The sequence below is a fragment of the Paenibacillus sp. sgz302148 genome, from assembly GCF_056120465.1.
The window spans coordinates 156,633-182,219 of sequence record NZ_JBVYOJ010000006.1 but is presented as its reverse complement, the minus strand read 5'-3'; the positions used below and the strand labels follow the sequence as shown (position 1 = coordinate 182,219).

Sequence of the window (25,587 nt, the reverse complement as noted above, 5' to 3'; positions counted from 1 at the left end):
TTTTTTTGGTTCCAAGATTGCGAATACAAGCCATGCTTGCCGCCGTTTCCATTGTGTTGTTATGCTCCGTTACACTGTTCGCGGGCACGGGTTATGTCGCCCCGGGAGGCGGGGCGGATCGGCCGCTCCAGGCGGCTTTTATCCGCGGAGGGGATTTGTGGATCAAGCAAGGAGACCGGGAGACGCAAGCGACGATGAATCATCAGGCTTCGAAGCCGAAATGGTCCCATGACGGGAATCTCGTTGCGTATTCGAGCGGGAAAGATAACGACGAAATATGGGTGTATGCGGTGTCGACGAAGTGCAACTTGATCGTATATGCCGGAGGCCATAACTACCAATGGGCGCCGGATCGCAATACGCTTGCATTTCAAATCGGCGGCGTGCTGAACGTTGCCGATGTCACGCCGGAGAAGGTTAAGCCGTTCCGCAATGTGACGCTTGGCGTCGGCAACTACGCTTGGGAGCCCGGAGGCAAAAGCTTTCTTGTATCGTCCGGCTCTCAGTTGCTTCCGACAGGCTGGACGCCGGTTAAGCTGTTTATCGTTCCTGTAGGTGCCAATATGGAGACGGACAAAGCGAAGCTCTTTTTTACCCTGCCAGAGATGTCCAAAGACTTCTTCGCGGTTGGCACAAGCACGTTCAAATGGTCGCGGGACGGCAAATGGATTGCTTTTATCGGTGTCCCTACCGCTTCGTGGTCAGCCGACAGCAATACATTGTGCGTGCTTTCCGCCGACGGACGAACATTCAAAACGCTCGACAAGATGCTGCATTACGAGAACTGGTTCCAGTGGGCGCCGAGCCGGGATCTGCTCGCCTATATTGAAGGAGAAGGACGTTTCGCCGTTGAGGACAAGCATCTTAAGGTCAAGGAGCTGCCGTCGGTCACATCGTTGTCCTTTACGCCCAAAGGATACGTCGACCGCGATTTTACTTGGGTTAATGACGAGGTGATCGTCGTGTCGCGGGCCGTGGAAAGCAAATGGACGAACGATCCGGCAAAACGACCGCTGCCGGTTATGTATAGCGTCGATATTTCTGGCGAAAGCCAGCGGCAGTTGTTTTCTCCGCCTGCGGGCTTCGGAGACTTCAGCCCGTCGTTTCAGCACCGAACGAAGCAATTGGCCTGGATTCGGTCCGACCGCAAAATAGCCGATGCCTGGATCGCGGATGCCGACGGAGGCAATCCGAAGCCATACATTCATCATTTGGGCGAGACCTCGGCTTATTACGATTACTGGAGCTTTGACTCCGTTATCGCTTGGTACTAGAATGATGGTTATTACGAAAGGAGGAGAACTTATGAACTTACGGAATGAAGACGTCATGATCGAAGACAACGGGAAGGTGTATGCTCTTTATACTTCGCGGCTGGCTGGAGCCCGCGGGCCGCTGCCCGCAGTTCTTGTCCTCCAGGAAATATGGGGTGCCAATGCGCATATCCGGGATATCGGGGACCGTTTCGCCAAAGCGGGATATTTCGCCATTGTGCCGGATTTGTTCGCCGACAACGGGCAGCGTCCGGAGCTGCTTAGCGACGAACGCTTGAAGCATGTCGGCGATTTTTTGCACAGCTCTCCTCCGCAGGCTTTTCGCGATCCGGTCGCGCAAGCGGAGGCGCTGGCCAAGCTGCCGGAGGATCGGCGGCGCATCGTGCAGCCCTCGCTGGAATTGCTGCTGAGGACGACAAACGATACGCCGAAGCTGCTGGACATTATACAGGCCGCTTACCGATACGCGCGGCGGTCGGAAGCTTGCTCCGGCCAAGTCGCCGCCGTCGGCTTTTGCCGGGGCGGGGCGCTCGCCGCAGAGCTAGCTTCCGCCGAACCGGAGCTTGCGGGAGCGGTCGTCTTCTACGGCAGGCTGCACGAAGGGATGGCGCCGACGATTCAATGTCCGGTGCTGGGGCTGTTCGGCGGATTGGATCAAGGCATTACTTCGCTTGTCCCGGACTTTGCCCGGGCAATGGAGGAACAGGGCAAATCATTCACGCCGCACGTTTACGACAATGGCAGACATGCCTTTTTCAACGACACCGGCGGCGGATACGACCCTCATATTGCGCGAGATGCTTGGGTGAAGACGCTGAGCTTCTTGAACGAAACCTTTGCCTGATTCGGGCAAAGGTTTTTTCGAGTGAACGGGTAAGAAGGATGCAAGAGGCTCGTCCTGATCCAAGGTTAATTTTGCCGGAAATCCGCGGTTTTTGCCGTTAAAATCTCAAATATATATCAAAAGATATATAGGTATGCCATCCCTTTTCTGCTACACTGAATAGCGTTTTGATTCATAGATAAGGGGAGAATGTCATGCTGGAAACAATAGGTATTTACGCGGTGCTGCTGTTGGTCATTAATGTTTTTGCTTTTTTCGGAGATCTGTTTTGGGAGACCAATTTATCTTGGAAGGCTAAGCTCTGGATCCTTCTGGTGCTGAACGTCCTTTTGATTGCTTTATTTATCTGGGTAGAGGTAAGCGGCGGTTAGCCGTAAAACGAATCCGTTCTTGTATGAATCATGCTCATGCGGGGTCTTGGCACATTCAACGCGCCGCGCTTCTTGCGCTCCTGAATTAAGCCCGGACCTCGGCATCGGCAGTCATGAAGTACCTTCGCTCTCCCTTCTCCCGAAGGTGCTTGCCCATAATGGATAAATCAAAACGGATTTGCAGCGGCGTCTTGTCGATCCATGCGCCGACGTGAATGTGCGGGCAGCGGGAGAAGCCGTTGTTGCCGACTTTCGCTACGCGCTCGCCTGCTTGAACTTGATCTCCGACCTCCACGTTGACATCCATCACATGAGCGTAAACGACGCGCAAGCCGTCTTCTCTTGCGAAGGTAATGGAGCCTGCCCTTCCCTCCCGGATGCTGCCGGGTTCGTTCGTGAACGGATTGATATGAATGCTTTCGACCGTTCCGGCAAAAGGAGCCAGTACGTCGCATCCAAATCCGTACCAATCCTCGTTCCGCTTTCCGTCATTTTTGTACGTTCTCATCCAGCCGTCAACGAATTTTTCGACCATGCAGTCTACGCCTAGCATGTCACCTATGTATGCATAAATCCTTCCGGGTGCTCCGAGCAAGTAAAAGCTTGATCGTAAATCGGGTCAACTACCCCTACCTACGCTAACGCTTAGAGGTTGGGGTTTGTCGGTAACCGGTAGTGCAACCGTGCGCACATCGCGCACTCCTACCTTTTACCGCCCTAACGGGCGTGTTCCAACATCAGGCAGTCTGACGGCTACCCGACAGCAACGGCGATACCGCAGCTATCATTTTGCGAGGTACTCGGTTCCCTTTCGTTCTAGATTCATGGCTGCGATTCGATCGTCATTCGAAGTATAGCGGCAACGTATGCAACGAAATACATGCTTCTTCTTATCCCGATTCTTTATTGATCTACAGTTGCATTTGGGACATGTTTGAGATGTGTATTTCGGGTCGACTGCGAGCACTTTCGATCCTTTTATGGCCGCCTTGTATTCCAGCATTTGGCGAAGCTGATAGAACGCCCAAGATACCGTAGAATAGCGATCCTTCTTGCGGACTTTTTCCGTTGCCTGACGAACGCCCGTTAAATCTTCAACCACAAAAAGTGTGTTTGCTCCATATCGATCCACGAGTGCCTTCGAAACCTGATGATTGACATCGGTTATCCAACGGTTTTCTCGTGAACCGATTGCTTTCAAGCGTTTACGTCCGGACTTGGTCCGTCTTTGTTGAAGCTGCTTTCTTAACTGATGGTAATGCCTGCGTTTGTCTTTCAGCGGACGTCCCTTGAAGAAGGTCGTGATGCCGCCTGAGTCGTAGCTGACCGCAATAAAATTGACGCCGAGATCAACCCCTACCACTTGACGGATGTCACACTCGGAAACAGGTTCGATCTCTTGGGTCATCGGAATGTGCAGAAACCATTTGCCGTGCTTGCTTACGAGTTTGGCTGTCCCAAATGCCCAGGAACCATCGAAGAACTTCTCCATGCCTTTGGATTCAAACGGAACCTTGATCCGTCCTTGTAATGTATTGACTGAAAATTTACCCTGCACAAGGGAGTAGTCGCGATTCCACACCAGATCATATTCCGGTCGTTTGAACACTACTTTGGACCCGTTATGGCTACTTGTTCGTATCGATTTGTACCGTGCCATGACCGTCTTCAAGACGGATTGTGCCATCTGGGAGCGAAGGCCAAAGGCAGAACGCAAGGTTCGATAAGTCAATTGATGCAGACTCGTTTGCGCCACGTGGTTCATACTCGCCACCACACTCGATACCCAATTGCATCCCTTGCGGTAAGTCTGAAGCGTTTGTTGAAGCAGAAGAATGTGGTCCGGAGAAGGTATAATTTTGATTTTAGCAGTGACTGTAACTTGCATATGATTCACCACCTTACAGAACATATGTTCCAATTATATCAAAAGGTGGATTAACTCTCAAGCGAAAGGAGAGAAGCACAGGCAGAGCCTTCAAGCTATCGCTTGACTCCTATTCCTCCCGACCTTAGAGGTCGCGGTATCCTATGCGAAAATGATGAATAAGAACTTCGCCGTTCGTCCTTTCGAAATGGAGGTTAATAAAAACTACCATACCTTTCGACAAATGATCATATTTTTCCTTTTTTTGAAGAGTTGGGCGTGGTCATCTGAAATCCGACTGAAGGGAGGCATTGCGAAAGCCGCAGTTGCCAATTGGATCGGGCTGCGGCTTTTGTAACGCACAATCTATAGTTTCAAAGTCATGAAGATGGCGATTTCGCCGTCTATTAGGGCCGTGTTGCTGTACAGCGCCAAATCGATGCCTTCGATGTCGAACCCAAATCGTTTATACAATTGGATGGCGGGTGCATTCGTATTTTGCGTTTCCAATACGATGGCCCGAAATCCATGCTGCCTTGCCAGCTCGATAAGCTCCTGCAATAACCGGGAGCCGATCCCCTTTCGTTGATGCCGCTCCGCCACATGCAAATTCCAAAGAAATAAAGTATTGTTCCAGGGGCGGGGCTCGGCTATGGCGACGGCAACGAGCTCACCCTCGATCATTGCGCCTAGCGAATGCCCCGATTCAATCATAGGAGCGAATAGCTTAAACTCCTCGGGATCTTCCTCCCAAGATTTGACGTAGGGCTGCTCTAGCGGGACAAGCTCAATCGAGATTGTTGTGCGCGTCTCTGTATTTTCTTTGGTCACCTGATATTTCATCGGCGACGTGTAGCCATGATGCCCGAGTTTTCGTTGATCCTCAATCGTGTACTGCCGCAGCTGTACAATGTTCATACGAACCGCACCTCCGTTTTTTCTTACCGTTCTTTCCAAGTTTGCATCCTGCTTCATGGTCGGGGGCGGAGGGCGGGCCATGAGTTACGTGAATTTATATCTCATCTAACGCACCCCATTCAAAAGTCCAACTGCAAGCGGATCATGTCCCGACACAGGATGCCGTTTTCATAAATCGGTTCTTGGTAATGTCGGGTAAAAAAGTCCAAATCGACGCCAACGATCCGAAATCCGCATTTTTGATACAAGATCAGCTGTACCACGCCTGAGTTGCCTGTGCCAATCTCAATTGTGGCGTAGCCTTGCTCTTTCGCCGTCGCGATCGCATGCCGCACGAGCTTTTGCCCGAATCCTCGGCCTTGCATCGGCTCCGCCACCGCTACGTTCACGAGCTCCGCCGTGAGTGGTCGGGTCGACAGTAGAACATACACGCCGGCAATCGTTCCCTCGGTTTCCAGCACCCAGGTTTGGCCACGGCCGATATACGACTGTACGATCGATTCCTCGGGATCGGCCAGCAGCAGCAAATCCATTGGCGCCGTTTCATTTGGTTTCAGCTTTCTGATCTGTATGGTCAATGGGGAGACACCCTTTCTAACGATTTTGCAAAAATCAGGACGGTTCCAGCACAAAATGCCGGATTTCAACCAAAACCTCGTCCCATTTTGCCTCGGTGTTATTGATGATACATTTGCTTAAGTGAAGTTTCCGAACAATCTCCAGCTCGTAGCGTTTTCTTGTTTCGAGCACTTGAATGAGGCCGTCCGTGCCGCAAAGCCCTTCCGCCTTGCCGTAGCCTTGCTCGGTATAGTACCAAGTAATATAATTCAACCACGAGGCCGGCCTTTCCTCCATGACGCGGCGGAATGAAGGCTCGATCCGGTCCTGGTACAAATAAACGAGCTTCGGATTCAGGTCACGGATCGTCTCTTCAAGCTTCTGAACAAACGTCGTCATTCGCGGCAGCGGTTCGTTCAATCGGCCGAACATCAACGTCATCGGATTTTGAATAAAACAGCATTCAAGAACGAAAACTTCCTCACTCTGCCTTACCCGGTCCGCGAAGCTCCGCCATTTCTCGATCAGCAGGGTTTGATATTTCTCCAGCGGAAGCTTGTATACGTCGGATTCTTGCAAGAGCTCCACCAACTCGTGAACCGCATGATGGTCTCGATTGTGCCCTTCATGGGAGAGATTCGCAAGTTTGCCATAAGCAATAAGCACGCCCGAAGCGGCTTGTTGCACATACGGTTCAAGCAGTTTCAATCGATGCTCGTCATCCTTGATGAGCTTCGAATACGCCTCCGCTTCCAACCAAGCAACCGATTCGTAGTCGGCCGGATGATCCAAATCCCCTTCAAGAAACAATCGGTTAGGCACATGATGCCGATCCAGCAGCTGCTTGACGTATTTCGCCGTCGAGGTTTTGCCGGAGCCGGGTATGCCTTCGATGATGATCACTTTGGATTGCATGAAGATGAACGCCCCTTATTTTTGTTTAGCAAAATAATCGTATTCCACCCCGTCGGCAAGCGTACGCAGCTCCATGTGCCGAAAACCCGCCTTCTCGACGACTTTGCACGAAGGGACGTTGAACGGCTTGACGATGGCGACGATTTCGTTTAGCCGGGTATGCCGGAACATATAATCGACGATGGCAATGACCGCCTCCGACGTATAACCGCGGCTGCGGTAGTCCTTCGAGATCGCGTAAGCGACCTCCCGCTGCTCCGGCGGCAATAGATCGTTCGGGAACACGCCGCACCATCCGATCAGCTGTCGGTCCTGCTTGTGCTCGATCGCCAGCAATATCCGGACATCCTCGGGGCTGAAGTTGTCGTAGCTTGCGATGACGAACCCCAGGAAGCCTGTCAGTTGCTCCTCTGTCATATTCCAGTCCGGCAAAATGTCAGTAATTTCCCGCTGCCGAGTCAGCGCGTAAATCGCCTGGAAGTCATCCCGGGTAAAAGGCCGAAGCGTGATCGATTCGGATTCGATCGTCAGGAACTGCTGCATCGTTTAAGTCCTCCGATTTCATTTTTTTATATCTTCATATTTTACTTGTTCCGGGGGGCGTTTGACCAAGCTGAGTTTGAGTATAGCGGATTTTGGCGATGAATGATCGCCGTCAATCCGTCAAATCGTAAGGATGTGGGAGAGAACGGAAGATCTCATTTTCTGAAAATACGACGGCCGCTAGCCGGACATGCAAAGAGGATTTCGAAGAAAAACGCGAACGCTTGTTTTTACGGTTTGAACAAGGCGAGACCGGATTGTTACAATGAACCCGTTTTCGAATGAATCGATTTGGGGTGTTGTGGCGTGTTGAAATGTCCGGAATGGCTCGTATTTTTTTTCAAACAATTGTTTCGTTCCAAAATAACGCTGCTTGCCGTCTCGCTGCTGACCGCGCTCATCGCCCTTTGCGGCGCCGTCGTGCCGATCGCGATCGGGCGGATTGTCGACAGCGTCTCCCTTGGTGGTGGCGAGGGCCTCGGCGGGATGGCCGCGGCATTGCTCGGAGCGCTGCTCGTCATCGAAGCTTGCGATATCACCCGCTCTTATTATTCGGGCAAGGCCATGCTGCGGCTGACGCATGACCTGACGCGCGATACGCTGGCTTCCGTGTTGCGTACGCGGGCCGGTTTTTTCGCCGAAACGCCAAGAGGCGAGCTGCTTCAGCGCTGCGTGCAAGATACGCGCGCGGTCCAGCAGTTCGCCATGCTCAAGCTGCCGGGCACGGTGCAGGAGCTGCTGCTTGCGGCGATCGGCATCGTCGTCATTTGCGGCATCTATTGGCCGATTGCGCTGGTGATTGTCCTCTCCTATATCGGCTTATATATGCCGATTCACCGGTTCGGGCGCAAGCTCGGCGCCGCCCGCCAACTGCTGACGCAGCATGATGCGAGGCTCAGGCAGAGCCTGCTGGAGAAGCTGGAATCACTGAAGCAGATCAAGCTGTTCGGCACGGAAAAACGGGAATACGAACGGGTCCGCACCGAACAAGAACGATGGGCCGAGCTGTCCTTCCAGGAAGGCATCGTCGATGATCTGTACAAAGGGTTTCCGCGTATCCCGGATGCGCTGGCTCCGGCGGTTGTCTTCCTGCTTGGCGGATGGCAGGCCATACAGGGCCGCGTGACGGTCGGCCAATTGATGACGATCATCGCGTTCGTCCCGGCGATTAACGCGCCGGTTAAATCGATGTTTACGCTATATACGGCGATGGCCGATATCCGCGTCCGGATTGCCGGCATCCTCGAATATTTGCGGCTGCCTACCGAACCCGGCGTAGCGCCGGGATTGCTGCGGCCGGAAAGCCTCCGCTCCGCGCCGATCGTCTTCGATGGCGTCAGCGTCTGCGGCGAGCGGGGAAACGTGCTGCGGGACGTGGCTTTTACCGTGGCGCCCGGCGAGCATGTCGCCATCGTTGGGCCAAGCGGCGCCGGCAAAAGCACGCTGCTGCAGCTCATCGCCCGCTTGCGGGAGCCTTCGGCAGGCGAGATCCGCTTCGGCGATACGCCTTTGAGCGCGATCGATGCGACGCATGTACGGAAGCGGATCGGGTATATGACGCAGGAAGTGTTTATGACGGGCGATAGCTTGTACCGGAATTTGACGTATTTGATCGAGGGCAATGAGGACCGGGAGACGGTAATGGATGGAGCGGGGAATGGCGGAGCTTCGATTGCGGGTTCAGTTGCGCGGAGAGCGGCGAGCGGCTTGACGGAAGCGGGATCGAGTGAAGGCCCCGGCCAGAAGGAAGCGGCGGGTCGGTATCTCGATTATGTGTCCGGCATGCATTCCGAGTTCGCTGCGGTCGATCAGTGGATGGCTGCGCTTGGGGCGCACGACATCGTAACGTCGCTGGCCGATGGATACGATACGCCGATCGGCGACAAAGGGTCGATGCTGTCCGGCGGCCAGAGGCAACTGGTCGGCCTCGCCCGCACAATGGCGAAGCAGCCGGACGTGCTGCTGCTGGACGAAGCGACGTCGTCGCTCGATCAGGCAAGCGAAGCGCTCGTGTACGAGGCTCTGGACAAGCATGCGGGCGGCATTACGCGAATCAGCGTGACGCATCGGCTGAAAGGAGCCCGGCACGCCGATCGGATCTTGGTGCTGGACGGAGGCGAAATCGTTCAGCAAGGAACGCACGAAGAGCTAATTCGTCAGCGTGACGGATTGTATGCCCGGCTTTGGTTCGGCGAGGAGGAGGAGGAGGTTGTCCGTGAATTTGCCGTCGTTTAGACAGTCGGCGATGCTGCGATACGCGTTGCGGCAGTTGAAGCCTTATCGCGGCGTTATCGTCGTGAATGCCGTTAATATTTTGCTGCGCAGCCTGCTGTTCCTCGTTCCGCCGGTGATCATCAAATATGTGCTGGAACAAGTGCTGCCGCAGAGAAATTGGAACATGCTGCTCGTCATCAGCGTTTGTATCGTTCTTGTTCCCGTCGTCGGCAGCTTGATGATCGTACTTCAATCGTACATGAACCGGTTCATGCTGAATATTGCGGGTCGGGCACGGGCTAATCTGTACGACAGCCTGCAGCGCCGGCCATTGCATTGGTTCCGCTCGTACAGGCCGGGCGATCTCATCGCCCGCACGCTGGACGACACGCATGCGGTCACGGATTTTGCCGCTTCGGGTATATGGTGGATGCTCATGCTTGCCTTTTCGATTACGGCCGGATCCGGCTTGCTCGTTTATTTGCATGCCGGACTTGCGGCCGTCATCGTGCCGTTATGGCTGGCGCATGCTGTATTCGTCGTCCGGATGGGCAAATACGTGAAGCGCCGGGCATCCGCTGCCGCGGGCCAAATGTCGCGCGTTACGGAATCGGTGCGGGAGCTCGTCACCGGCGCATCGTGGATCAAAGCTTCCGGCATGGAGACGAAAGCACTTGCCGGCATAACCTCCAACCTGGAGCAAGAATGGAGCTTGCGCCGACGCGGAATGGTGACCGATCATCTCGTGCAATTGGCGAATACGGCGTTGTCGGCCGGCTTTCTCGTCATCATGTATTATGCGGGAGGCCGGTTCGTCGCGGGCGGCGGGATGACGATCGGCACGCTGGTCGCATTTATAGCCGTGTACAACTGGCTGCGTCCTTTCGGCATCACGCTTGCCGAAATGTTCTTCGCCTCGCAGCGGGCGATGGCCGCCGCGGAGCGGATCGCCGAGATTGCAACGCCGGAGCCGCGTCAGCCGGATCGGTTGCCAGAACAGGCGCCGGAACAGGCGCCGGATTCGCCTGAGCCGGATCGGTTGCCAGAACAGGCGCCGGAGCCTCGTGAACTGGAACGGGTGCAGAAACGGGAGGCTGAGCCTCGTGAGCTGGAGCGAGTTCCAGACCAGATACAGAAGCCTCGTAAGAGAGAACGTGAGGCGGAGGAGGCGCAACTGCAAGGCATCTGCCCCGAATTCGGGGAGGCGGCCTACGCACTCGAAGCTGACGGACTATCGTACCGGTACGGTGACAAGGCGGTGCTGGCGGGTGTCAGCCTCCGCATCCGTCCCGGCGAAGTCGTGTCGATCGTCGGCAAACGCGGATCGGGCAAGTCGACGCTCGCCGACGTGCTGCTGAAGCTGCGGCCTCCGTCGGCGGGTGCCGTGAGCGTCTGCGGCATACCGCAGGAGCACATAGACGACGAGTGGCTGCGCCGCCACATGCTGTGCGTCACGCAAGACGTCATGCTGTGCGGCGGCACGATCCGCGATAACTTCGCATACGGCTGCGCGGATGCCGACGACGCCGCGATTCGGCGCGCGCTGGCTACAGCCGAGCTGGACGCATGGCTGTCGGCGCTGCCGGAAGGGCTGGATACGCCGGTCGGCGAGCAAGGGATGCGGCTGTCCGGCGGCGAGCGGCAGCGCATCGGCATTGCCAGGGCCGTGCTGCGCAAGCCGTCCGTGTTGATTTTGGACGAAGCGACGTCGGCGCTTGACCAGGCTACCGAGCGAAGGCTGCTCGATCGCTTGCTTCGGCAGCTGCATGGTACAACGCTGCTGTTCATCACGCATCGGCTTTCGATTGCGAAGCAATCCGATCAAATTATCGTGATGAAGGATGGGGCGGTGGCCGAATCCGGCACATACCAAGGGCTGATGGAGGCGGGAGGGCATTTTCGCAAGCTGCACGACAGTATGTGACTTCGAGGTATATGCGCAAATAAAAAACAGTTAACCTCCCGAATGAATCGGGTCGTTAACTGTTTGTTTCATGCGGTCGAGCGGCCGCTTCTTAGGATCCGCCGGTACGGCGGCGCTGGTTGTTCACTTTTTTGACGTTTTGGCTTTTCATCGTTTTGGTGCCGGTGTCTCCAAAGTGGTTTGCTTTATTGTTCTGCTGCTGTTTTTTTTGCTCCAGCTTTTGTTTGATGGCATCGGCCAGACTGATTTTTTTCGGCTGCTTGTCTTCTTGTTCTTGATTGACGTCCGACATGAGAGGACACCTTCCTTATCCGTTCTTGCCTTCATTGTACTTATTTTCTTGCGGGGATTCAAGGGAGAAAACGAATGAAAATGAATGTTCGGCATAGTCCGAACAGATGGATGCGTATTCCAGAAAGTTTATCGGGCAAAACTAAGTTGCATCCGCACCACTTTGTCCCGCGGGGGAAACACTGTTTCTCTAGACCCACTCGATTTGCTCTGTTACGATAGGTACTGTACTTTTTTGACGAGATTTGCGGAGGTGCGGCAAGCTGGATATTTACAGTGACATCAAACAAGGCGAACGGGGAGCATGGGTCAGCATTATCGCTTATCTTGCCCTTTCCTCTTTTAAATTGCTAGGCGGCTATTTCAATCAATCGGAAGCATTGATCGCGGACGGCTTCAACAACTTAACCGACATCGTCGCGTCGACGGCGGTACTGATCGGACTGCGCATTTCGCAGAAGCCGCCCGATGAGGACCATCCGTACGGCCATTTCCGTGCCGAAACGATCGCCGCGCTGATCGCTTCGTTCATTATGGCGGCGGTTGGCATTCAGGTGCTCGTCAATGCGGTGCAGTCATTGTTTGCGGACCACGGCCGGGCGCCGGATTTATGGTCGGCGTGGATCGCTTTATTTTGCGCGGGATGTATGTTTGTCGTGTATCTGTATAACCGGAATCTGGCTCGCAAAATCAATAACCAAGCGCTCATGGCGGCTGCGCAGGACAACAAGTCCGATGCTCTTGTCGGCATCGGCGCGGCGATCGGCATTTTGGGAGCGCAATTCGGCTTGCCGTGGCTTGATCCTGTTGCAGCGTTGGTTGTCGGCATATTGATTTGCAAGACGGCGTGGGATATTTTCCGCCAGGCGACCCATGCGCTGACGGACGGCTTCGACGAAGCGAAGCTGAACTCCTTGCGCACTACCATTCAGAAGACAAAAGGCGTTCAGGCGATCAAAGATATCAAGGCGCGCGTCCATGGCAGCCAAGTGCTTGTTGATGTCATCGTGCAAGTCGACCCGAACCTGACGTTAATCGAAGGTCATGAAATCAGCGACGAGATCGAGCAGCGCATGCTGCGCAAGCATAATGTCGTCCATGTCCACGTACATGTGGAGCCGATGATGGAGTTGGTCGAGCCAAGTGTTTGAATATGGAGCTATGAAATGCGAAGAACCCTCCGCAGTCGTTGAGACTAGCGTGAGGGTTTTGTTTTGCTAACGAAAAGGCGATTTAATAACTTTGAGGAAATATACTAGCACCCTCATCCCTTTGCCACTAACCCCTCGGCGACGAGCCCGATCAGCAAATCCATCGCCGCTTCATGCTGCTGATTATCGGCTTGTCCTCTCTGCAAGGACAGCATAATAATAGAGCGAAGCATCTGGATGATCGTACTCGGGTTTTCGCGGATGAGCCAGCCTTGTTCCTGTGCATGGAGCAGCAGCGGCATGAAATAGTCGGCGTCGTCGGCGAAATGCCGCTCGAGCTTCTCCGGCGGCAGCTTGCGGAGCACGGTTTCCATCAAGTCCTCGTTGTACATTTGCCGGATGAACGGATTGTCCTTAATGATGTTAACCGATTCTCTCAGAAACTGCTTGAAAGACTCCTTCGTCGCTTGCTTGCCGGTAAAATATCGTTCGTTCAGCTGCTCGCGAATCGCCGCCTCTTCTTGCTGAATGATCTCGAAATACAGCTCTTCCTTCGAGCCGTAAAACAAATAAAAGGAGCCTTGGGCGATGCCCGTCCCTTTCGTTAAATCTTCGACGTTCGTTTTTTTGAGGCCGAACGAAGCAAAAAGCCGTTTTCCCGTCTCGATCAGCTTCTGATGAATAAGTTCTTTTTCCCGTTTCGTGAACTTGGGCATGGATGGCGCCGCTCCTATTCCGATATCGCTGCTTACGATGATGGTGAATCCATGAATCCTCTATTCACACATTACGTCTGTGGAATCGGATTGTCAAGATGGGAGCGGTTTGCGCCGGAATATATAATTAAGCTTTCATTTGCGTACCTGTGCGGCCATCTTCTATAATATGGATTGAGCGTAAAAACACGGTCCGGTTGGTAGTCCGGATGCATGGCGCGCCGATGCGGATTCGCTTCAGGCCGGCATGTCGTAACCTTCCCCCTCCGGGATGTCCGTCGCTCGCAAGTCTCATAAGGAGGGGAAGCTATGAAGCTTACCGTATTTTTCGAAAACGGCTTTTGGGTCGGCGTCGTGGAGGACGTGCAGGAGAGCCGCGTCAAAGCTTGCCGGCACATATTCGGTTCCGAACCGCATGACGCGGAGGTGCTCGAGTTCGTCTGGCAGGAGATGATGCCGTTGCTCGACAGGACGTCGCAGACGGTTGCGGGCAAAGCGCAGCTCGTCCGCAAGGCGAATCCGAAGCGGCTCGCCCGCGAAGCCGCCGCCGAGATGGCGCAGCGCGGCGCCGGCACGTTAGCGCAGCAGGCGCTTGCGAAGGAGCTCGAGCACCGCAAGCTGGAGCGAAAGGTCGTCTCCAAAGCGCAGGCCGAAGCCGATAAAGCTAGAAAGCGCGAAATAGCCGTACGCAAAGCGAAAGCCAAGCATCGCGGCCACTAGCGTCTGCCAAGCGCAAGACAAGCAACCGGGACATTCGACAGACGAAGCGCCCCGGTTTTTTGTCGTCAACAACAAGTATAGGAGCGAATCTATGGAACAAAATTTCAATCAGGGTACGTTGAACCGCAGCAGGGAAAGCACACTGCCAGCGACGCCGCTATGGAATGCGCATATGATGCTGTACGTTTTTACCGCGTTATGCGCCTTGCTTTCCTTGTTCCGTTGGTATACAGACGCTTTCAGCAATTTTTTTCTATTATGGAATGTCTTCCTGGCTTGGATTCCGCTGTGGGTGTCAACTTACTTGTACCGTATGCACGATCGTCGGCGCGACAAGCCGGTCCTATTCTGGGCCGCAGCGTTTGTTTGGCTGATTTTTTACCCGAATGCTCCTTACATCGCCACCGATGTCGTCCATATCAATTGGATCTACAACGGTGATAGTTCACGCTGGTTTGATATTATTCTTCTTTTGTGCTGCGTTTGGACAGGTGTGCTGCTTGGCTTCGTGTCGCTGTATACGATGCGGAAATGGGTAGTGGGAGCTTATGGGCAAGCGGCCGGGAATATGCTGGCGCTTGCGGTCATTGCACTGAGCAGCTTCGGCGTCTTTATCGGAAGATTCCTGCGCCTGAACAGCTGGGACGTGATCGTTGCTCCGCATCGGTTGGTAAAGGAGCTGGGGGCGATTGCGACTCAGCGATATCCGTTCTATTTCTCGCTGCTGTTCGGCGTGTTCTTGCTCATGGTTTACGTGGTTTTGTTCAGCTTAACGGAGGGCGGCATGCGTTCGGAGAAAGGGCGGGAGTCTGCTCGTTAGCGTTGCGGGAGGGAAGGCTTGCTTATGGGGGGCGCGAGATAAGGATCAAAAAAGTCTTTGGAGCATGCTCCAAAGACTTTTTATATACAAGAAAGTATGTGTTTCACTCGATACTTGGCTCGCGATTTTTAGCAAGACCTTATTCAACATCATAACAAAAGGCGAAGAAACAGTCTATATTTTTATCGGAAAATTTCTTATAGTAACGATGCCGGCAATAATCGATGAAACGGAGCGACTTAGGTTATGGAATATAGCTGTCACCTGGAATTGGACGATCTTCAAGCGTATGTTAAGCAGGTCATGGGCGGAGGGTATCGGATCGGGAATGTACAAAAAATGCGAGGCGGCGCTCAAAAATCGGTGTATCAAATCGAATGCGGCAACGGATTCATTTGCGTGCTTTACGTTTGGGATGTAACGAATAATTATTTTCAAGAGGAGATCGAGCTTGAACAACCCGAAGAGCGCTCGTTCGGCGGCCGACTGTTTGCAAGCAACAACGCTTTCCTAAAGCAGCTAGGGATAAGAACGCCCGCTTTGTATCATTTGAATTCGGATCAAGATGAGTACCCTTTCGACTATGCGCTGGTTGAATACGTGGACGGAAAGCGGTCGGATCAGTATTTTGACGAGCCTCCCCGAGTTCAACATACCGTATTTCAACGATTAAGCGATATGCTGGCGCGTATGCACAGCGAAGTTAGGCCCGTTTATGGGAAGCTGGCAGCGGAGAAAGCGGGAACCGATCCGTGTCATCGGTCGTTGTTGCACTGCGCGCTTGAAGACTTGATTTATGCATCCCAGCATATTCCCGACATTGCGACACATCGGAGCAAGCTCGCCGGTACGATTCAGAAGCTGGAAGCCGCTATCGCACCACGGCAGCGCTACGGATTTATTCATGGCGAGCTGGGACCGGATCATGTATTCGTCAATGATAAATTAGAACCATGCTTGATCGATATCGAAGGAGCGCATTTCTTCGATATTGAACATGAGCACAGCTTCCTGGAGTTTCGATTCGGCGAGCATTACCGCTACTTGCGGGGCGATTCGCTTGATCCGGCCCGGATGTTATTTTACAAAATGTATCATCATGTTTCGTGCACGGCCGGCGGTCTAAAGCTGCTCCATCGCGGGTATCCGGATCGGAAACTGGCGGGCGACATCGTTGCTTATAATCATCAGGCGATGTTGAAGCTGATGGATAGCCGGGCTTGATTGTTTAATGCGAAACGGCGGAATTGCGAAGATCGGGCATGGCGCTCATTTTCTCGCGGCTCATGGCAAAGGCGCATAGAAGCGCGATGACCGCGGGCAATACGGCCCATGTGAAGGTTTGGACGATCGAGGAGGACAACGCCTCCGTAATCGTGTCCAGGATCGGTTTCGGGATGTTCACCCGCTGAGCGACATCCAGCATGGCATGCGGATCGCCGGATTGCATGCCTTCAGGCATCGCGCCTTGACCGGCTGAAACCGGCATTTCGCTCGTGAAGGAATGCTTCTGAATGATGCCGAACACGGTAATGCCGATCGTCATCCCGAGCGAGCGCAGGAAGTTCAGCGTCGAGCTGACCGAGCCGCGCTGCCGTTCGTCGAAGGAATGCATCGCCGCATTGCTTAGCACGGAGAAGGATGCGCCAATGCCAAGGCCTACGATAATCATGCAGAGGGTAACCGTGAAGCGCGACGATTCGGCGGACAAGAAGCTCAGCATGATGACGCCCGCTAGGAAAATGAACGAAGCGATAATCATGATCGACCTGTAGCTGAACTTGCTCATCACAAAGCCGCCGACCGTGGCGGTAATGACCGAGCCGACCATCATCGGCAGCAGGACAAGGCCGGAGTTCGTCGCCGTACCTCCCATGACGCCTTGAATGTAAATCGGGATGTAAACCGATGCGGTGATGAACGCGGCGCTGCTGAATACGGCGATGGCGTTGCTCGTCGAATATAGCCGTTTCTTGAACATGCCGAAGGCAATGATCGGTTCGGCGGCGCGTCGTTCGGCAAGCACGAAGAGTGCGGTAAGAACGACAAAACCCGCGAATAAGCCGAGAATGACGGAGGAATCCCAAGCGAACTCTTTGCCGCCAAGCTCCAAGGCAAAGGCAAGACAAACGACGGCGCCGACAAGCGTGATCGCGCCCCACCAATCGATTCGTTGCTTCGAATGCACGTGCGATTCTTGATAGAAGAACGCGATGAAGATCAAGGCGACGACGCCAAGCGGAAGGTTGATCCAGAAAATCCATTGCCAGTTGACGTAGTCCGTGAAGTAAGAACCGAGCAGCGGACCGAAAATGCTGGACATGCCGAATACGGCGCCGAACAGGCCGACCAGCTTGCCGCGGCTTTCCGCCGGGACGGCGTCGAACATAATGGTGAACGCTACCGGCACGAGTGCTCCGCCTCCGATGCCTTGAATCGCGCGATAGATGCTGAGCTCGACGATCGACGTTGCGGTTCCGCATAGGATGGATCCGATCATGAACACGGCGATGCCGAAAATAAAAAATTTCTTCCGTCCATACATATCGGACAGCTTGCCGAAAATCGGCATTCCCGCCATCTCGGCGATCATGTAAGCGGATGTGACCCAGACGAATTTGTCCAGCCCGCCGAGTTTGCCGACGATTGTCCCCATGGCCGTCGTCACGATGGTGTTGTCCATCGAAGCCATCATAATGCCGAGCAACAGTCCGGCGAGAATGATGCCCAAGTTTTGTTTTTGCTTTGCCATTGTAAATCCTCCTACGGTAAAATTGTTCTATGGACACAGTGTAAACAAAAAAGTATGACAGCAGTTTGTCATACTTTACGAACTTGTTTTCAAATTTTTTTTGACCGAAGGAGTGCAGACATCAATGCAAAGAATCGCGATCGACATGGACGAAGTCATGGCTGACTTTAATACGAAGCATTTGCGGTTGTTTAACCGCGAATTTAATGAAAATCTTACGTTTGATGATTTAATGGGGACGCGTCTTCGAGATTTGCGGCCGGATCGGATGGACGCTTTGAGGCGATATTTGGCAGATCCCGGTTTTTTCCGCGACTTGGGCGTCATGAAGGACAGCCAGGAGGTCATCCGAGAGCTAAGCGAGCGCTACGAGATTTTTATTACGACGGCCGCGATGGAGGTGCCTGCTTCGTTTACGGCAAAGTACGAGTGGCTCAAGGAGCATTTCGGATTCCTCAACGAGATGAATTTTGTGTTCTGCGGCGACAAGAGCATTATCCGCGCCGATTACTTGATCGACGACAACGTGAAGCATTTCAAAAACTTCGCGGGACAAGGCATTTTGTTCTCGTCGCCGCATAACTGCAACGAGACCGGTTACGTGAGAGTGAACAACTGGCTGGAAGTGCGGGAATATTTTTTAAAATAGATCGAAAGGAAAGGTTACCAGGACGATAGCTCCGTCCTTTTCCAGCTGTTCTGGGAAACGCACACATATACATAGTGGTCGTCCCAAGCCATCTGTCCCTGACTGCAGGCCGCACTGGACGAAGCCGGCGTATACTTGTTGCGGATGCGCAGCTTGTCCCCGTTCACGTCGAGCTTGGTGTCGGGCTCGTTTGTACCGATCCCGATGTTGCCGCCGCTGCGCTGCAGGGTGAGCGCGGAATCGGCCGCTTTTCCGTCATCGCCGGAACGGATGAACTGTAGGTCGGCTCCCGAGTTGTTGCCTGCTTCCTTCGAGCTGTCTGCCCGGATAGTCCATCTCGGCGTCGTCTCGTTCTCTTTGCCGGCTACGCTGAACTGGATGTCCCGGTTCGTCCCGGTTTCCCCCGCTACTCGCAAAATGCCGCTCATCACATTGAAATTGGACGAATGGGTGCGGATCTCGCTCACGTCGGTGTCGTAGGGGATTTCAAACCGGGTGAACAACTGGTTCGCGTATTGCCCGGTCGGCGACATCGTCGTCTCGAATGAAATATGCTTATGGTCGTGCTGCTCCGGATTGTTCGCTTTGTCGTGCGAAATGATCGCCGTTTTGTCCTTGCCGCTTTCGTCGGCCCAAACGATCGCCGGCTTGGCCCGCTCTGCCGTCCATTGCAGCCGGATCAGGTCGGACAAATGCCCTTCCTTCTCGATCCACTGCTGGTCTGTGGACAGATGCAGCCGCTCATTGTGCGGAATGCGGATTCCGCCGCCGGGCAGCTCGGATTTTCCGAACGTTACCCCTGTACCCGCTTCCGTTTTCGGATCGGTTCCTGCCGCCGTGCCCGGTTTCTGATCCGTACAGCCGATGCCCATCAAGCAGACGCCTCCCAATAGAACCGCTGTCATCATCGCCTTCGATAGTTTCATCGCATTTCCCTCCGTTTGTCGTAGTGGTTATATGGTTGTCCTATAAACTACGCTCGGCCGGCAGCGGTTCCGTCGGTCTTCCCGGGAAAACGATTCTTTTTGCCTAGAACCAGGCTCGATTTATGGCGAAATTTGTCCGGTTGTTCGGAGGGCTTGCGACTTGGGTGTCAAAGATGTCCAAGAAAATAAAGTTTTAGACTAGGAAAACAAAGATGTAGACCGTGAAAATAAAGTGTTACACTCACGCGGCAGCGTTGAAGTAACGGGCAGGATAGTGTGATTGTGGGAATGAAATTATTATAGAGATTTATTTTCTTCAGTAAGTCAGGTTTGCGACATCATGGGGCATCAAAATAACTGTAAGTCACAAATCAAATTCTAGATAGGGGAAATGACATTGATAGATTTTGTGCGTGCTAGTGAAGCTGTAATCGGTATTCCTGTTGTGAACTACGACCAGGCGGCTGACTGGTATGTCAACGTTTTGGGCTGTGAGCTCGTATTTAAAATGGGTATCGCGCAAGTGAAACTCCCCTCGGGGCAAAAGCTCCTCATATATGAGCCAGATGCAGAGGAAAACAGCATTTGGTTCGCTGGGGACTATAAGGTACATCCCCATTTCTGCATTCAGTTTGTCACATCTGACATCCGGAGATTGCGTGAGGAATTGATCGCAAACGGTGCTATGGTAGGAGAAATAGTGAGGGGCGGCGGAGGCGGCTGGGATATGATGTTTCATGACCCTAGCGGTAACCGTTTCTGGGCGATCGAGGATCCGAAAAAATGAGAAAGTAATGTCGGATGACAAAATATTGAACTAACGGAGAACAAGAGCTCAAATAGTTGCACCATGAGGCTGCTGCGGAACCGGCCGGTAGCTTCATAATACGAATGGGCAGATTAACACAGTGTTGGGTGTGAGTGTGTCGACTGTCAAGAACAGCAACCTTTTATATGTTGAAGTAACGGGGAGGAACGTGTAAAAGGGTAAACGTAGGAACTAAGATCATGGCGGTTTTCAGACGAGTCTGAAGATGTATTAGGTGGTATCGTTGTCCGAGAGCCGGACGACTTGCCGATCATAATTAGCAGGAGTCTATAACCTTCGAAAAAAGATATTGAAATGTAAATAAGGTGATTTTCAGGTTTCGTCGCAAAGTGGCATCGATAATAAATGTAAGAAAGGTGGTGTGGAGTTAGGCTTTACAACTCACATTTTAGGAGATGATTATTTTGCTTCAATCGTATGTAGACTCGACTTACAGCACGATCTACGTCAGTGACATGCAAAAAGCAGTCAAATGGTATTATCAGGCATTTGGGTTTCAACTCTTATCGATTGGTTCCGATTTTGCAACCTTGCAAATTGCACCAGGACGGATACTTTTTATGGATCGGGGTATAAATCCAAACGGTTATCTGGGGTTGAAATCGGGTCGTATTGGAGATATTCAAGATCGGCTTGTTCAAGCACAAATCGCGTTTGAGTTTCCTGAGGATGAAAACCGTACATACTTTCAGCTTAACGATCCTGATGGCAACAAGATTGTAGTCATGCCGGGTGTTTTTGGATTGGAAATGCTTGAATATTCACTGCCAGACAATTATATGCCGTACATTCTGTGCCGTCTGGAGTCGAAAGAAGAAATGCATGTAATCGCTAAAAAGATTGCTGGACAAAGTGACTTTCGGACAGCAGCCGACGAACTGAACGCCAAATGTCGACAGTTTGGTATGACAATAGAAGGCGATGCGTTCACCGCATCCAGCTATTCGCAACAGGTTGATGCTATCTATGCTTGTGTTGCCGTATCGGAAGCACCTTCGGATCCACTTCCTGATGGAATAGAGTACATAGCAATCCCGAGCCAAGAATATAGCATTTTTCACTATGACGCTTCCAATGAGCAGTTCAGGGAAAACCACACCCATAGAAGCAAATGGATGGATCTGTGCCTTTCCAAAGCAAACAGCTATTACATATTGGAATATTACGATGATAAGCACATCCATACCCACTTCCCTTATCAATGGTGTAATGTGGATGAGTCTTAATAAGGACAAGTGATAGAGAAGGAAGAATAAGATAAGCCCTCCCTGAGCGTGTCGGACGACAAGTGCATAAGCCGATTGAAACCCGCATTTAAGTGCGGGTTCTTGTTTTTTATTAAATAGCACCGTAGACGACTCCGGTACGAAGCAAAGAAAGATCGCATGCGGGAATCTAGTTGATGAAAGCAGAATGCTTGAGATTAGAGATACGGTTAGAGATAAGTACGGCAATCTGCTTGCTTTTGGGCAAAATCCCAACAAATAAAAAAGAACACTGAGCTCTAACGGATACAAGAGCTCAAATCATTGCACCATGAGGCTACCGCGGAACCGGCCTGTAGCCTTATTAAGCTATTGGGCAGGATAGTGGAACGAAATGGAAGGATTAGAAACTGCAATGTCGAATGTTTTATAGAAAAGTACCAAAGAAACGGGTAAGAAGGGGGATTTTTCTCATGAATGATGTGAGAAAATTTGAGGCAGAACGTGTAAAAAGGAATGAAATTAAGTTAGTCGGTATTCCGTTTGTTGGGGGAAAGCCCTATGCGGATAAGGGAGTTAGTCTTTTTAATGTGACTAAACATAGCCTCTTAACCGCAGCCGAGCATTTTCCAGGTTGGATTAACAGGGACATGATTTATGCAGTGCTTCCGGCAGGCGAAAAACAAATACCCGGCACATTTTCCGTTATCGTATCGATAGAAATTGAGAATGATGATTTGGTGCCTGAATGGTTTACCAAAATAATCATTCCAGCCAGCGAATACGGATTTGTCTCTGATATACCCGTTGCAGATGAACGCCTAGGTTATCAAGCCATGGATCGTTTTTTTGAAACGTCATTACGTGCCCCTGAGCTGCTCTATGGACATTTCGAAATGAACAATGTAACCAAACCTGGATTTTTTGACTTGTATACGGCGACCAGATCATTAAGCTAACGGATACGAGAACTTAAAGGAGGAATTAACATCGATTCCATTGGCGCAGGTGACCGACGGATCCCGCGAAGGCGCAGCCATTGGCCCGGGAAGTAGCGCGGTCATGCTATGCGGCGGCCAGGCGTTTATCGCTGCGCAGTCCCGACGAACTCCTGCATCAGCTGATTGAACTTGTCGCGTTCGTCGTAGAACGAGCCGTGGCCGCTGTACATGAACGGCACGAGCCGCGAATGGGGAATTTTCCGATGCATCTCCTCCGCCTGGCTGAACGGAATGACCTGGTCGTGAATGCCATGCACGATCAGCGTCGGCACCTGGATGCGAGACAGGTCGGCATTCAAATCGAAGTCCCGTAGCATGACGATGATCGCGGCCGTCGACCAGCCGGCAGCCTGCATACCCATCCGATTGAACCAGTCCGAGAATGGCTTGGTGATGTACCGGAAGAAGAAAATGTCCGTCACGCCGTTCATCATGTTCGCCCGGTCGTTCAACGTCTGCTTCAGCAACTGCGCGGCCGTCTCCTTGGTGAAGCCGCGCGGCGCAGCCGCGTCGATCAGCACGAGCTTGGATACGCCGCCGCCATTGTACCGCACGACGTATTTGATCGCGATCGCGCCTCCGGTCGAATGTCCGGCGAGCACGAAATCTTTCAACTGCAGCGCGTCAACGACGGCGCGTATATCGTCCGCAAGCCGCTCTAAATTATAGCCGCCGTAGGGCCGGTCCGACTTGCCGAAGCCACGCCAGTCTATGCCGATGCAACGGTAGCCCGTGCCCGGCAGCACGTCGAACTGATATTCGAACTGGTCATGGCTGAGCGGCCAGCCATGAAGAAACACAATCGTCTTGCTTCCTGCCGGGTTGATGTCCTCCACGTAGAGCTTTACCCCCGGCTCTACTGTTACGTAATATCCCACCGTTGATGCCTCCGCGAATCAAAATCCTTTCCAGATAGGATACGCGCTCAGCGCCCAAACGTGAATGCCCGGGGCGGCACAGCCGACGAGCCTGAAGCGCGAAGGTCCGGGTGCGTCCATTCTATAGACTAGGGATTCTCGCCACCATCTCGGTATTTCGAACAAAAGGTAAACCGCTGAGTAAATCTCCAATATCGCCTACGAGTGGCGTTTTTTTGTGCGTAAATAGTAATTTATCGCAGTTCCTCTCAACGGAGTCGCTCGCTGATCGCGACCGTGCAGAAAAACTATAACCGGCCATTTTGCTCCGTCCTCCTTGTAATCTCGAGGAATATGAAGGAGATATTGCAAGGATATTCTTTTGTTAACTAGGATATCATTCGTGAATTTCAGGGCTGTTAGAGCCAAAAGACCACCTCATTTCCATGATGGTTCTAACATAACGGAAAGGAAGGTGAACGGGAAGCCACTTCCGGACCGCTATTCGGGCCTTTCATTGCAATTTGGATACGGTACAGTCGGGAGAGCTTACCGGAAAAACCCTGAAACTCGAATCTTGTTCTCTTCCAAATCCCAGAAATAGAATTCATAATATGTCGGCGCGGGGTTTTCCAGAGCTTCGACCTTCACGCCGCGTTCCGTCAACAGTCGGTGTGTTTCTCGAATGTTCTGGCTATGCAGGTCCAGCATGACGCTTCTTGGACATGCGTGCTCGGTCGATTCCCCCATATAGAGATCGCTAATGGCAAGCTCCGTATACTCATTAATTGTCAAAAAATAGGCAAGTCCGATATCGTGTGCGTACTTCAAGCCCAGTTTCTCCGTATACCAGGCTACGGCAGCATCGAGGTTTTTTACATATTGCCAAAGGGTGATTTTGCCGTCGAAATGCAGACTTGATTGCTGCGCCGGCGATTGGTCCATATCGTTAACCTCCTTGTAATGGCCCTGAACAAGCTTCAAGGCGACAGGTACGTTGTTGGGACGATAGCCGTCAGGATTATTCGGTATTTGATCATGGCGATCAGGTTTGTTGAAATGCCGTAAATTGTGGCCCAAGAAAACCACCTCCTGCAAAGAGTGTACCATTTCATGGAATGTCACTGTGTATTTTTTTATCAACATGCGGCAACTGAATCACTTGAAGGATTTGTAAATTTCGTGTCGAAAAGTTCTTGAAGCGAGAGCCAGACCTAAGGAGGACGGCCCATGCGAATCATGGATGAAGATGTTCCGTTTCGGGTGACGCAAGCGGAGGAAGCGGGTTTAAGCTTTGTCAAGTTGAATGAGGCTTATCATGAACTAGCGGAAACTTTTCCGACACTATATAGTCTGCTTCTTGTGAGAGATGACCGGCTTGTATTTGAGAAGTATCTTGGCGGGGCTAAGTCGAATCACGCCTATAGCATCAAGTCGATTACAAAAAGCATCATGAACGCCTTGGTTGGGATCTCCATTCAACGCGGACGGATTCGCTCCATTGATCAGTATGTAACGGATTTTGCTCAAGACGTTCCGCCGGACATGCTTCGCAACCTGGAGGGCGTAACTTTGCGCCACCTGCTGGTCATGACGCACGGAATCGGGATCGGCGAGAATAGTCCGGAGATGCTGGAGATCTGGAGAAGCCCGAATTGGGTAAAATCGATTCTGGATGTGCCGCTCGCAAGAAAGCCGGGAATAATCGTTCCATTATTGTACGTGTACGACACATTTGCTGTCTGCCGTATTGTCGGTTATTTCAGGCGAATCGGCTGCGCAATACGCGAGTCGAGAGCTTTTTCGGCCGATAGGAATTCGTAGTCCGATATATTGGGAGCATGACCCTCAAGGCGTGAATTGGGGAGGGACTAACATGTTTCTTACGCCCCGAATGCTTGCCCGATTCGGTCAACTTTACCTAGCCGATGGCATATGGCAGGGTCAACGGCTGTTGCCGGAAAAATGGTGCAGTGAATCTGCTTCCCTTCAGTCGGAAGGTTGGGGGGATTATGCCGCGTATGGCTTGTTGTGGTGGGTATCTTCCTGCGAAGGGATTTCGTACTCGTTTGCTTCGGGCTACGGGGGGCAATACGTGTATGTGATTCCGAGTTACCGGACAACGATCGTTCTGACAGCCAATTCCGATATCGGCATCGCCGAAATGCAGGCCACTACGAGTGTTGTCGTGAGAGATCCGGGTTATTTGGTTCGAAAGTTTCTGTTGGATTGCATGCTCTAG

The 25,587-nt window shown here is 52.5% G+C and carries 27 protein-coding genes; 15 read left to right on the top strand and 12 right to left on the bottom strand.

The window, feature by feature from the left end; genetic code table 11:
- Positions 1–5 precede the first annotated feature (5 nt).
- The 3 genes from AC0LWM_RS11110 (at position 6) to AC0LWM_RS11100 (ending at position 2,489) form a co-directional block, all read left to right on the top strand.
- A complete protein-coding gene (locus AC0LWM_RS11110; RefSeq protein ID WP_474675000.1) occupies positions 6–1,274 on the top strand; it encodes a TolB-like translocation protein in 1,269 nt (422 codons plus the stop codon).
- A 31-nt stretch (positions 1,275–1,305) separates the two neighbouring features.
- The gene (locus AC0LWM_RS11105) at positions 1,306–2,118 is read left to right on the top strand and encodes a dienelactone hydrolase family protein (RefSeq protein WP_474674999.1); all 813 of its coding nucleotides are present in this window, start codon (positions 1,306–1,308) and stop codon (positions 2,116–2,118) included.
- Positions 2,119–2,312: 194 nt separating this feature from the next.
- The gene (locus AC0LWM_RS11100; protein WP_474674998.1) at positions 2,313–2,489 is read left to right on the top strand and encodes a hypothetical protein; all 177 of its coding nucleotides are present in this window, start codon (positions 2,313–2,315) and stop codon (positions 2,487–2,489) included.
- A gap of 85 nt (positions 2,490–2,574) precedes the next feature.
- On the opposite strand, the gene AC0LWM_RS11095 is transcribed toward AC0LWM_RS11100, so the two are convergent.
- The 6 genes from AC0LWM_RS11095 to AC0LWM_RS11070 form a co-directional block, all read right to left on the bottom strand.
- Positions 2,575–3,024: a M23 family metallopeptidase gene (locus tag AC0LWM_RS11095; protein ID WP_474674997.1), complete on the bottom strand. Its 450-nt coding sequence runs from the start codon at positions 3,022–3,024 to the stop codon at positions 2,575–2,577.
- Positions 3,025–3,273: 249 nt separating this feature from the next.
- The gene (locus AC0LWM_RS11090; RefSeq protein WP_474674996.1) at positions 3,274–4,377 is read right to left on the bottom strand and encodes an RNA-guided endonuclease InsQ/TnpB family protein; all 1,104 of its coding nucleotides are present in this window, start codon (positions 4,375–4,377) and stop codon (positions 3,274–3,276) included.
- A 345-nt stretch (positions 4,378–4,722) separates the two neighbouring features.
- A complete protein-coding gene (locus tag AC0LWM_RS11085; protein WP_474674995.1) occupies positions 4,723–5,274 on the bottom strand; it encodes a GNAT family N-acetyltransferase in 552 nt (183 codons plus the stop codon).
- Between the two features lie 119 nt (positions 5,275–5,393).
- On the bottom strand, positions 5,394–5,846 hold the full coding sequence (locus tag AC0LWM_RS11080; RefSeq protein WP_474675110.1) for a GNAT family N-acetyltransferase: 453 nt from the start codon (positions 5,844–5,846) through the stop codon (positions 5,394–5,396).
- A gap of 40 nt (positions 5,847–5,886) precedes the next feature.
- Positions 5,887–6,747, bottom strand: a complete 861-nt coding sequence (locus AC0LWM_RS11075) for a P-loop NTPase family protein (protein ID WP_474674994.1) — start codon at positions 6,745–6,747, stop codon at positions 5,887–5,889.
- A gap of 15 nt (positions 6,748–6,762) precedes the next feature.
- Positions 6,763–7,290, bottom strand: a complete 528-nt coding sequence (locus AC0LWM_RS11070) for a GNAT family N-acetyltransferase (RefSeq protein WP_474674993.1) — start codon at positions 7,288–7,290, stop codon at positions 6,763–6,765.
- Between the two features lie 306 nt (positions 7,291–7,596).
- On the opposite strand from AC0LWM_RS11070, the gene AC0LWM_RS11065 reads away from it, so the two are divergent.
- Together AC0LWM_RS11065 and AC0LWM_RS11060 are read left to right on the top strand one after the other, a co-directional pair.
- Positions 7,597–9,525, top strand: a complete 1,929-nt coding sequence (locus tag AC0LWM_RS11065) for an ABC transporter ATP-binding protein (protein WP_474674992.1) — start codon at positions 7,597–7,599, stop codon at positions 9,523–9,525.
- Positions 9,506–11,428: an ABC transporter ATP-binding protein gene (locus AC0LWM_RS11060; RefSeq protein WP_474675109.1), complete on the top strand. Its 1,923-nt coding sequence runs from the start codon at positions 9,506–9,508 to the stop codon at positions 11,426–11,428. The genes AC0LWM_RS11065 and AC0LWM_RS11060 overlap by 20 nt, the downstream gene beginning before the upstream one ends.
- 91 nt (positions 11,429–11,519) lie before the next feature.
- On the opposite strand, the gene AC0LWM_RS11055 is transcribed toward AC0LWM_RS11060, so the two are convergent.
- Positions 11,520–11,720 carry a hypothetical protein gene (locus tag AC0LWM_RS11055; protein WP_474674991.1) on the bottom strand — a complete coding sequence of 67 codons (201 nt, stop codon included), beginning with the start codon at positions 11,718–11,720 and terminating at the stop codon, positions 11,520–11,522.
- 262 nt (positions 11,721–11,982) lie between these two features.
- On the opposite strand from AC0LWM_RS11055, the gene AC0LWM_RS11050 reads away from it, so the two are divergent.
- Positions 11,983–12,870: a cation diffusion facilitator family transporter gene (locus AC0LWM_RS11050; protein ID WP_474675108.1), complete on the top strand. Its 888-nt coding sequence runs from the start codon at positions 11,983–11,985 to the stop codon at positions 12,868–12,870.
- A 113-nt stretch (positions 12,871–12,983) separates the two neighbouring features.
- Here AC0LWM_RS11050 and AC0LWM_RS11045 read toward each other — a convergent pair whose 3' ends face one another.
- The gene (locus tag AC0LWM_RS11045; protein WP_474674990.1) at positions 12,984–13,586 is read right to left on the bottom strand and encodes a TetR/AcrR family transcriptional regulator; all 603 of its coding nucleotides are present in this window, start codon (positions 13,584–13,586) and stop codon (positions 12,984–12,986) included.
- A 309-nt stretch (positions 13,587–13,895) separates the two neighbouring features.
- On the opposite strand from AC0LWM_RS11045, the gene AC0LWM_RS11040 reads away from it, so the two are divergent.
- From AC0LWM_RS11040 to AC0LWM_RS11030, 3 genes are all read left to right on the top strand, one after another.
- Positions 13,896–14,306 (top strand): YjdF family protein, encoded by a 411-nt coding sequence (locus tag AC0LWM_RS11040; protein ID WP_474674989.1) that lies wholly within the window; start codon positions 13,896–13,898, stop codon positions 14,304–14,306.
- Between the two features lie 91 nt (positions 14,307–14,397).
- Entirely contained in the window at positions 14,398–15,126 is a 729-nt protein-coding gene (locus tag AC0LWM_RS11035; protein WP_474674988.1) for a DUF1361 domain-containing protein, read from the top strand.
- Positions 15,127–15,372: 246 nt separating this feature from the next.
- Positions 15,373–16,350 carry a phosphotransferase family protein gene (locus tag AC0LWM_RS11030; protein ID WP_474674987.1) on the top strand — a complete coding sequence of 326 codons (978 nt, stop codon included), beginning with the start codon at positions 15,373–15,375 and terminating at the stop codon, positions 16,348–16,350.
- Between the two features lie 4 nt (positions 16,351–16,354).
- On the opposite strand, the gene AC0LWM_RS11025 is transcribed toward AC0LWM_RS11030, so the two are convergent.
- On the bottom strand, positions 16,355–17,878 hold the full coding sequence (locus AC0LWM_RS11025) for an MDR family MFS transporter (protein WP_474674986.1): 1,524 nt from the start codon (positions 17,876–17,878) through the stop codon (positions 16,355–16,357).
- Between the two features lie 124 nt (positions 17,879–18,002).
- Here AC0LWM_RS11025 and AC0LWM_RS11020 point away from each other — a divergent pair, with 124 nt between their 5' ends.
- The gene (locus AC0LWM_RS11020) at positions 18,003–18,527 is read left to right on the top strand and encodes a 5' nucleotidase, NT5C type (protein ID WP_474674985.1); all 525 of its coding nucleotides are present in this window, start codon (positions 18,003–18,005) and stop codon (positions 18,525–18,527) included.
- A gap of 14 nt (positions 18,528–18,541) precedes the next feature.
- Here the strand turns inward: AC0LWM_RS11020 and AC0LWM_RS11015 are convergent, their stop codons facing one another.
- The gene (locus AC0LWM_RS11015) at positions 18,542–19,453 is read right to left on the bottom strand and encodes a hypothetical protein (protein ID WP_474674984.1); all 912 of its coding nucleotides are present in this window, start codon (positions 19,451–19,453) and stop codon (positions 18,542–18,544) included.
- Between the two features lie 397 nt (positions 19,454–19,850).
- On the opposite strand from AC0LWM_RS11015, the gene AC0LWM_RS11010 reads away from it, so the two are divergent.
- The 3 genes from AC0LWM_RS11010 (at position 19,851) to AC0LWM_RS11000 (ending at position 22,446) form a co-directional block, all read left to right on the top strand.
- Positions 19,851–20,240, top strand: a complete 390-nt coding sequence (locus tag AC0LWM_RS11010) for a VOC family protein (RefSeq protein ID WP_474674983.1) — start codon at positions 19,851–19,853, stop codon at positions 20,238–20,240.
- 446 nt (positions 20,241–20,686) lie between these two features.
- The gene (locus AC0LWM_RS11005) at positions 20,687–21,508 is read left to right on the top strand and encodes a VOC family protein (RefSeq protein ID WP_474674982.1); all 822 of its coding nucleotides are present in this window, start codon (positions 20,687–20,689) and stop codon (positions 21,506–21,508) included.
- A gap of 452 nt (positions 21,509–21,960) precedes the next feature.
- Entirely contained in the window at positions 21,961–22,446 is a 486-nt protein-coding gene (locus AC0LWM_RS11000) for a hypothetical protein (protein ID WP_474674981.1), read from the top strand.
- A 125-nt stretch (positions 22,447–22,571) separates the two neighbouring features.
- Here AC0LWM_RS11000 and AC0LWM_RS10995 read toward each other — a convergent pair whose 3' ends face one another.
- A complete protein-coding gene (locus AC0LWM_RS10995; protein WP_474674980.1) occupies positions 22,572–23,366 on the bottom strand; it encodes an alpha/beta fold hydrolase in 795 nt (264 codons plus the stop codon).
- A gap of 528 nt (positions 23,367–23,894) precedes the next feature.
- Positions 23,895–24,425 carry a VOC family protein gene (locus AC0LWM_RS10990; RefSeq protein WP_474674979.1) on the bottom strand — a complete coding sequence of 177 codons (531 nt, stop codon included), beginning with the start codon at positions 24,423–24,425 and terminating at the stop codon, positions 23,895–23,897.
- Positions 24,426–24,575: 150 nt separating this feature from the next.
- On the opposite strand from AC0LWM_RS10990, the gene AC0LWM_RS10985 reads away from it, so the two are divergent.
- Positions 24,576–25,169 carry a serine hydrolase gene (locus tag AC0LWM_RS10985; protein ID WP_474674978.1) on the top strand — a complete coding sequence of 198 codons (594 nt, stop codon included), beginning with the start codon at positions 24,576–24,578 and terminating at the stop codon, positions 25,167–25,169.
- Positions 25,081–25,587: a serine hydrolase domain-containing protein gene (locus tag AC0LWM_RS10980; RefSeq protein ID WP_474674977.1), complete on the top strand. Its 507-nt coding sequence runs from the start codon at positions 25,081–25,083 to the stop codon at positions 25,585–25,587. Before AC0LWM_RS10985 ends, AC0LWM_RS10980 begins: the two co-directional genes overlap by 89 nt.

What these genes read in the sequence shown, in the direction of transcription:
- AC0LWM_RS11105 (WP_474674999.1), top strand. Translation starts at nt 1,306, where the DNA reads ATGAACTTACGGAATGAAGACGTCATGATCGAAGACAACGGGAAGGTG.
- AC0LWM_RS11100 (WP_474674998.1), top strand. Translation starts at nt 2,313, where the DNA reads ATGCTGGAAACAATAGGTATTTACGCGGTGCTGCTGTTGGTCATTAAT.
- AC0LWM_RS11095 (WP_474674997.1), bottom strand. Translation starts at nt 3,024, where the DNA reads ATGGTCGAAAAATTCGTTGACGGCTGGATGAGAACGTACAAAAATGAC.
- AC0LWM_RS11090 (WP_474674996.1), bottom strand. Translation starts at nt 4,377, where the DNA reads ATGCAAGTTACAGTCACTGCTAAAATCAAAATTATACCTTCTCCGGAC.
- AC0LWM_RS11085 (WP_474674995.1), bottom strand. Translation starts at nt 5,274, where the DNA reads ATGAACATTGTACAGCTGCGGCAGTACACGATTGAGGATCAACGAAAA.
- AC0LWM_RS11075 (WP_474674994.1), bottom strand. Translation starts at nt 6,747, where the DNA reads ATGCAATCCAAAGTGATCATCATCGAAGGCATACCCGGCTCCGGCAAA.
- AC0LWM_RS11070 (WP_474674993.1), bottom strand. Translation starts at nt 7,290, where the DNA reads ATGCAGCAGTTCCTGACGATCGAATCCGAATCGATCACGCTTCGGCCT.
- AC0LWM_RS11055 (WP_474674991.1), bottom strand. Translation starts at nt 11,720, where the DNA reads ATGTCGGACGTCAATCAAGAACAAGAAGACAAGCAGCCGAAAAAAATC.
- AC0LWM_RS11045 (WP_474674990.1), bottom strand. Translation starts at nt 13,586, where the DNA reads ATGCCCAAGTTCACGAAACGGGAAAAAGAACTTATTCATCAGAAGCTG.
- AC0LWM_RS11040 (WP_474674989.1), top strand. Translation starts at nt 13,896, where the DNA reads ATGAAGCTTACCGTATTTTTCGAAAACGGCTTTTGGGTCGGCGTCGTG.
- AC0LWM_RS11035 (WP_474674988.1), top strand. Translation starts at nt 14,398, where the DNA reads ATGGAACAAAATTTCAATCAGGGTACGTTGAACCGCAGCAGGGAAAGC.
- AC0LWM_RS11030 (WP_474674987.1), top strand. Translation starts at nt 15,373, where the DNA reads ATGGAATATAGCTGTCACCTGGAATTGGACGATCTTCAAGCGTATGTT.
- AC0LWM_RS11025 (WP_474674986.1), bottom strand. Translation starts at nt 17,878, where the DNA reads ATGGCAAAGCAAAAACAAAACTTGGGCATCATTCTCGCCGGACTGTTG.
- AC0LWM_RS11020 (WP_474674985.1), top strand. Translation starts at nt 18,003, where the DNA reads ATGCAAAGAATCGCGATCGACATGGACGAAGTCATGGCTGACTTTAAT.
- AC0LWM_RS11015 (WP_474674984.1), bottom strand. Translation starts at nt 19,453, where the DNA reads ATGAAACTATCGAAGGCGATGATGACAGCGGTTCTATTGGGAGGCGTC.
- AC0LWM_RS11000 (WP_474674981.1), top strand. Translation starts at nt 21,961, where the DNA reads ATGAATGATGTGAGAAAATTTGAGGCAGAACGTGTAAAAAGGAATGAA.
- AC0LWM_RS10985 (WP_474674978.1), top strand. Translation starts at nt 24,576, where the DNA reads ATGCGAATCATGGATGAAGATGTTCCGTTTCGGGTGACGCAAGCGGAG.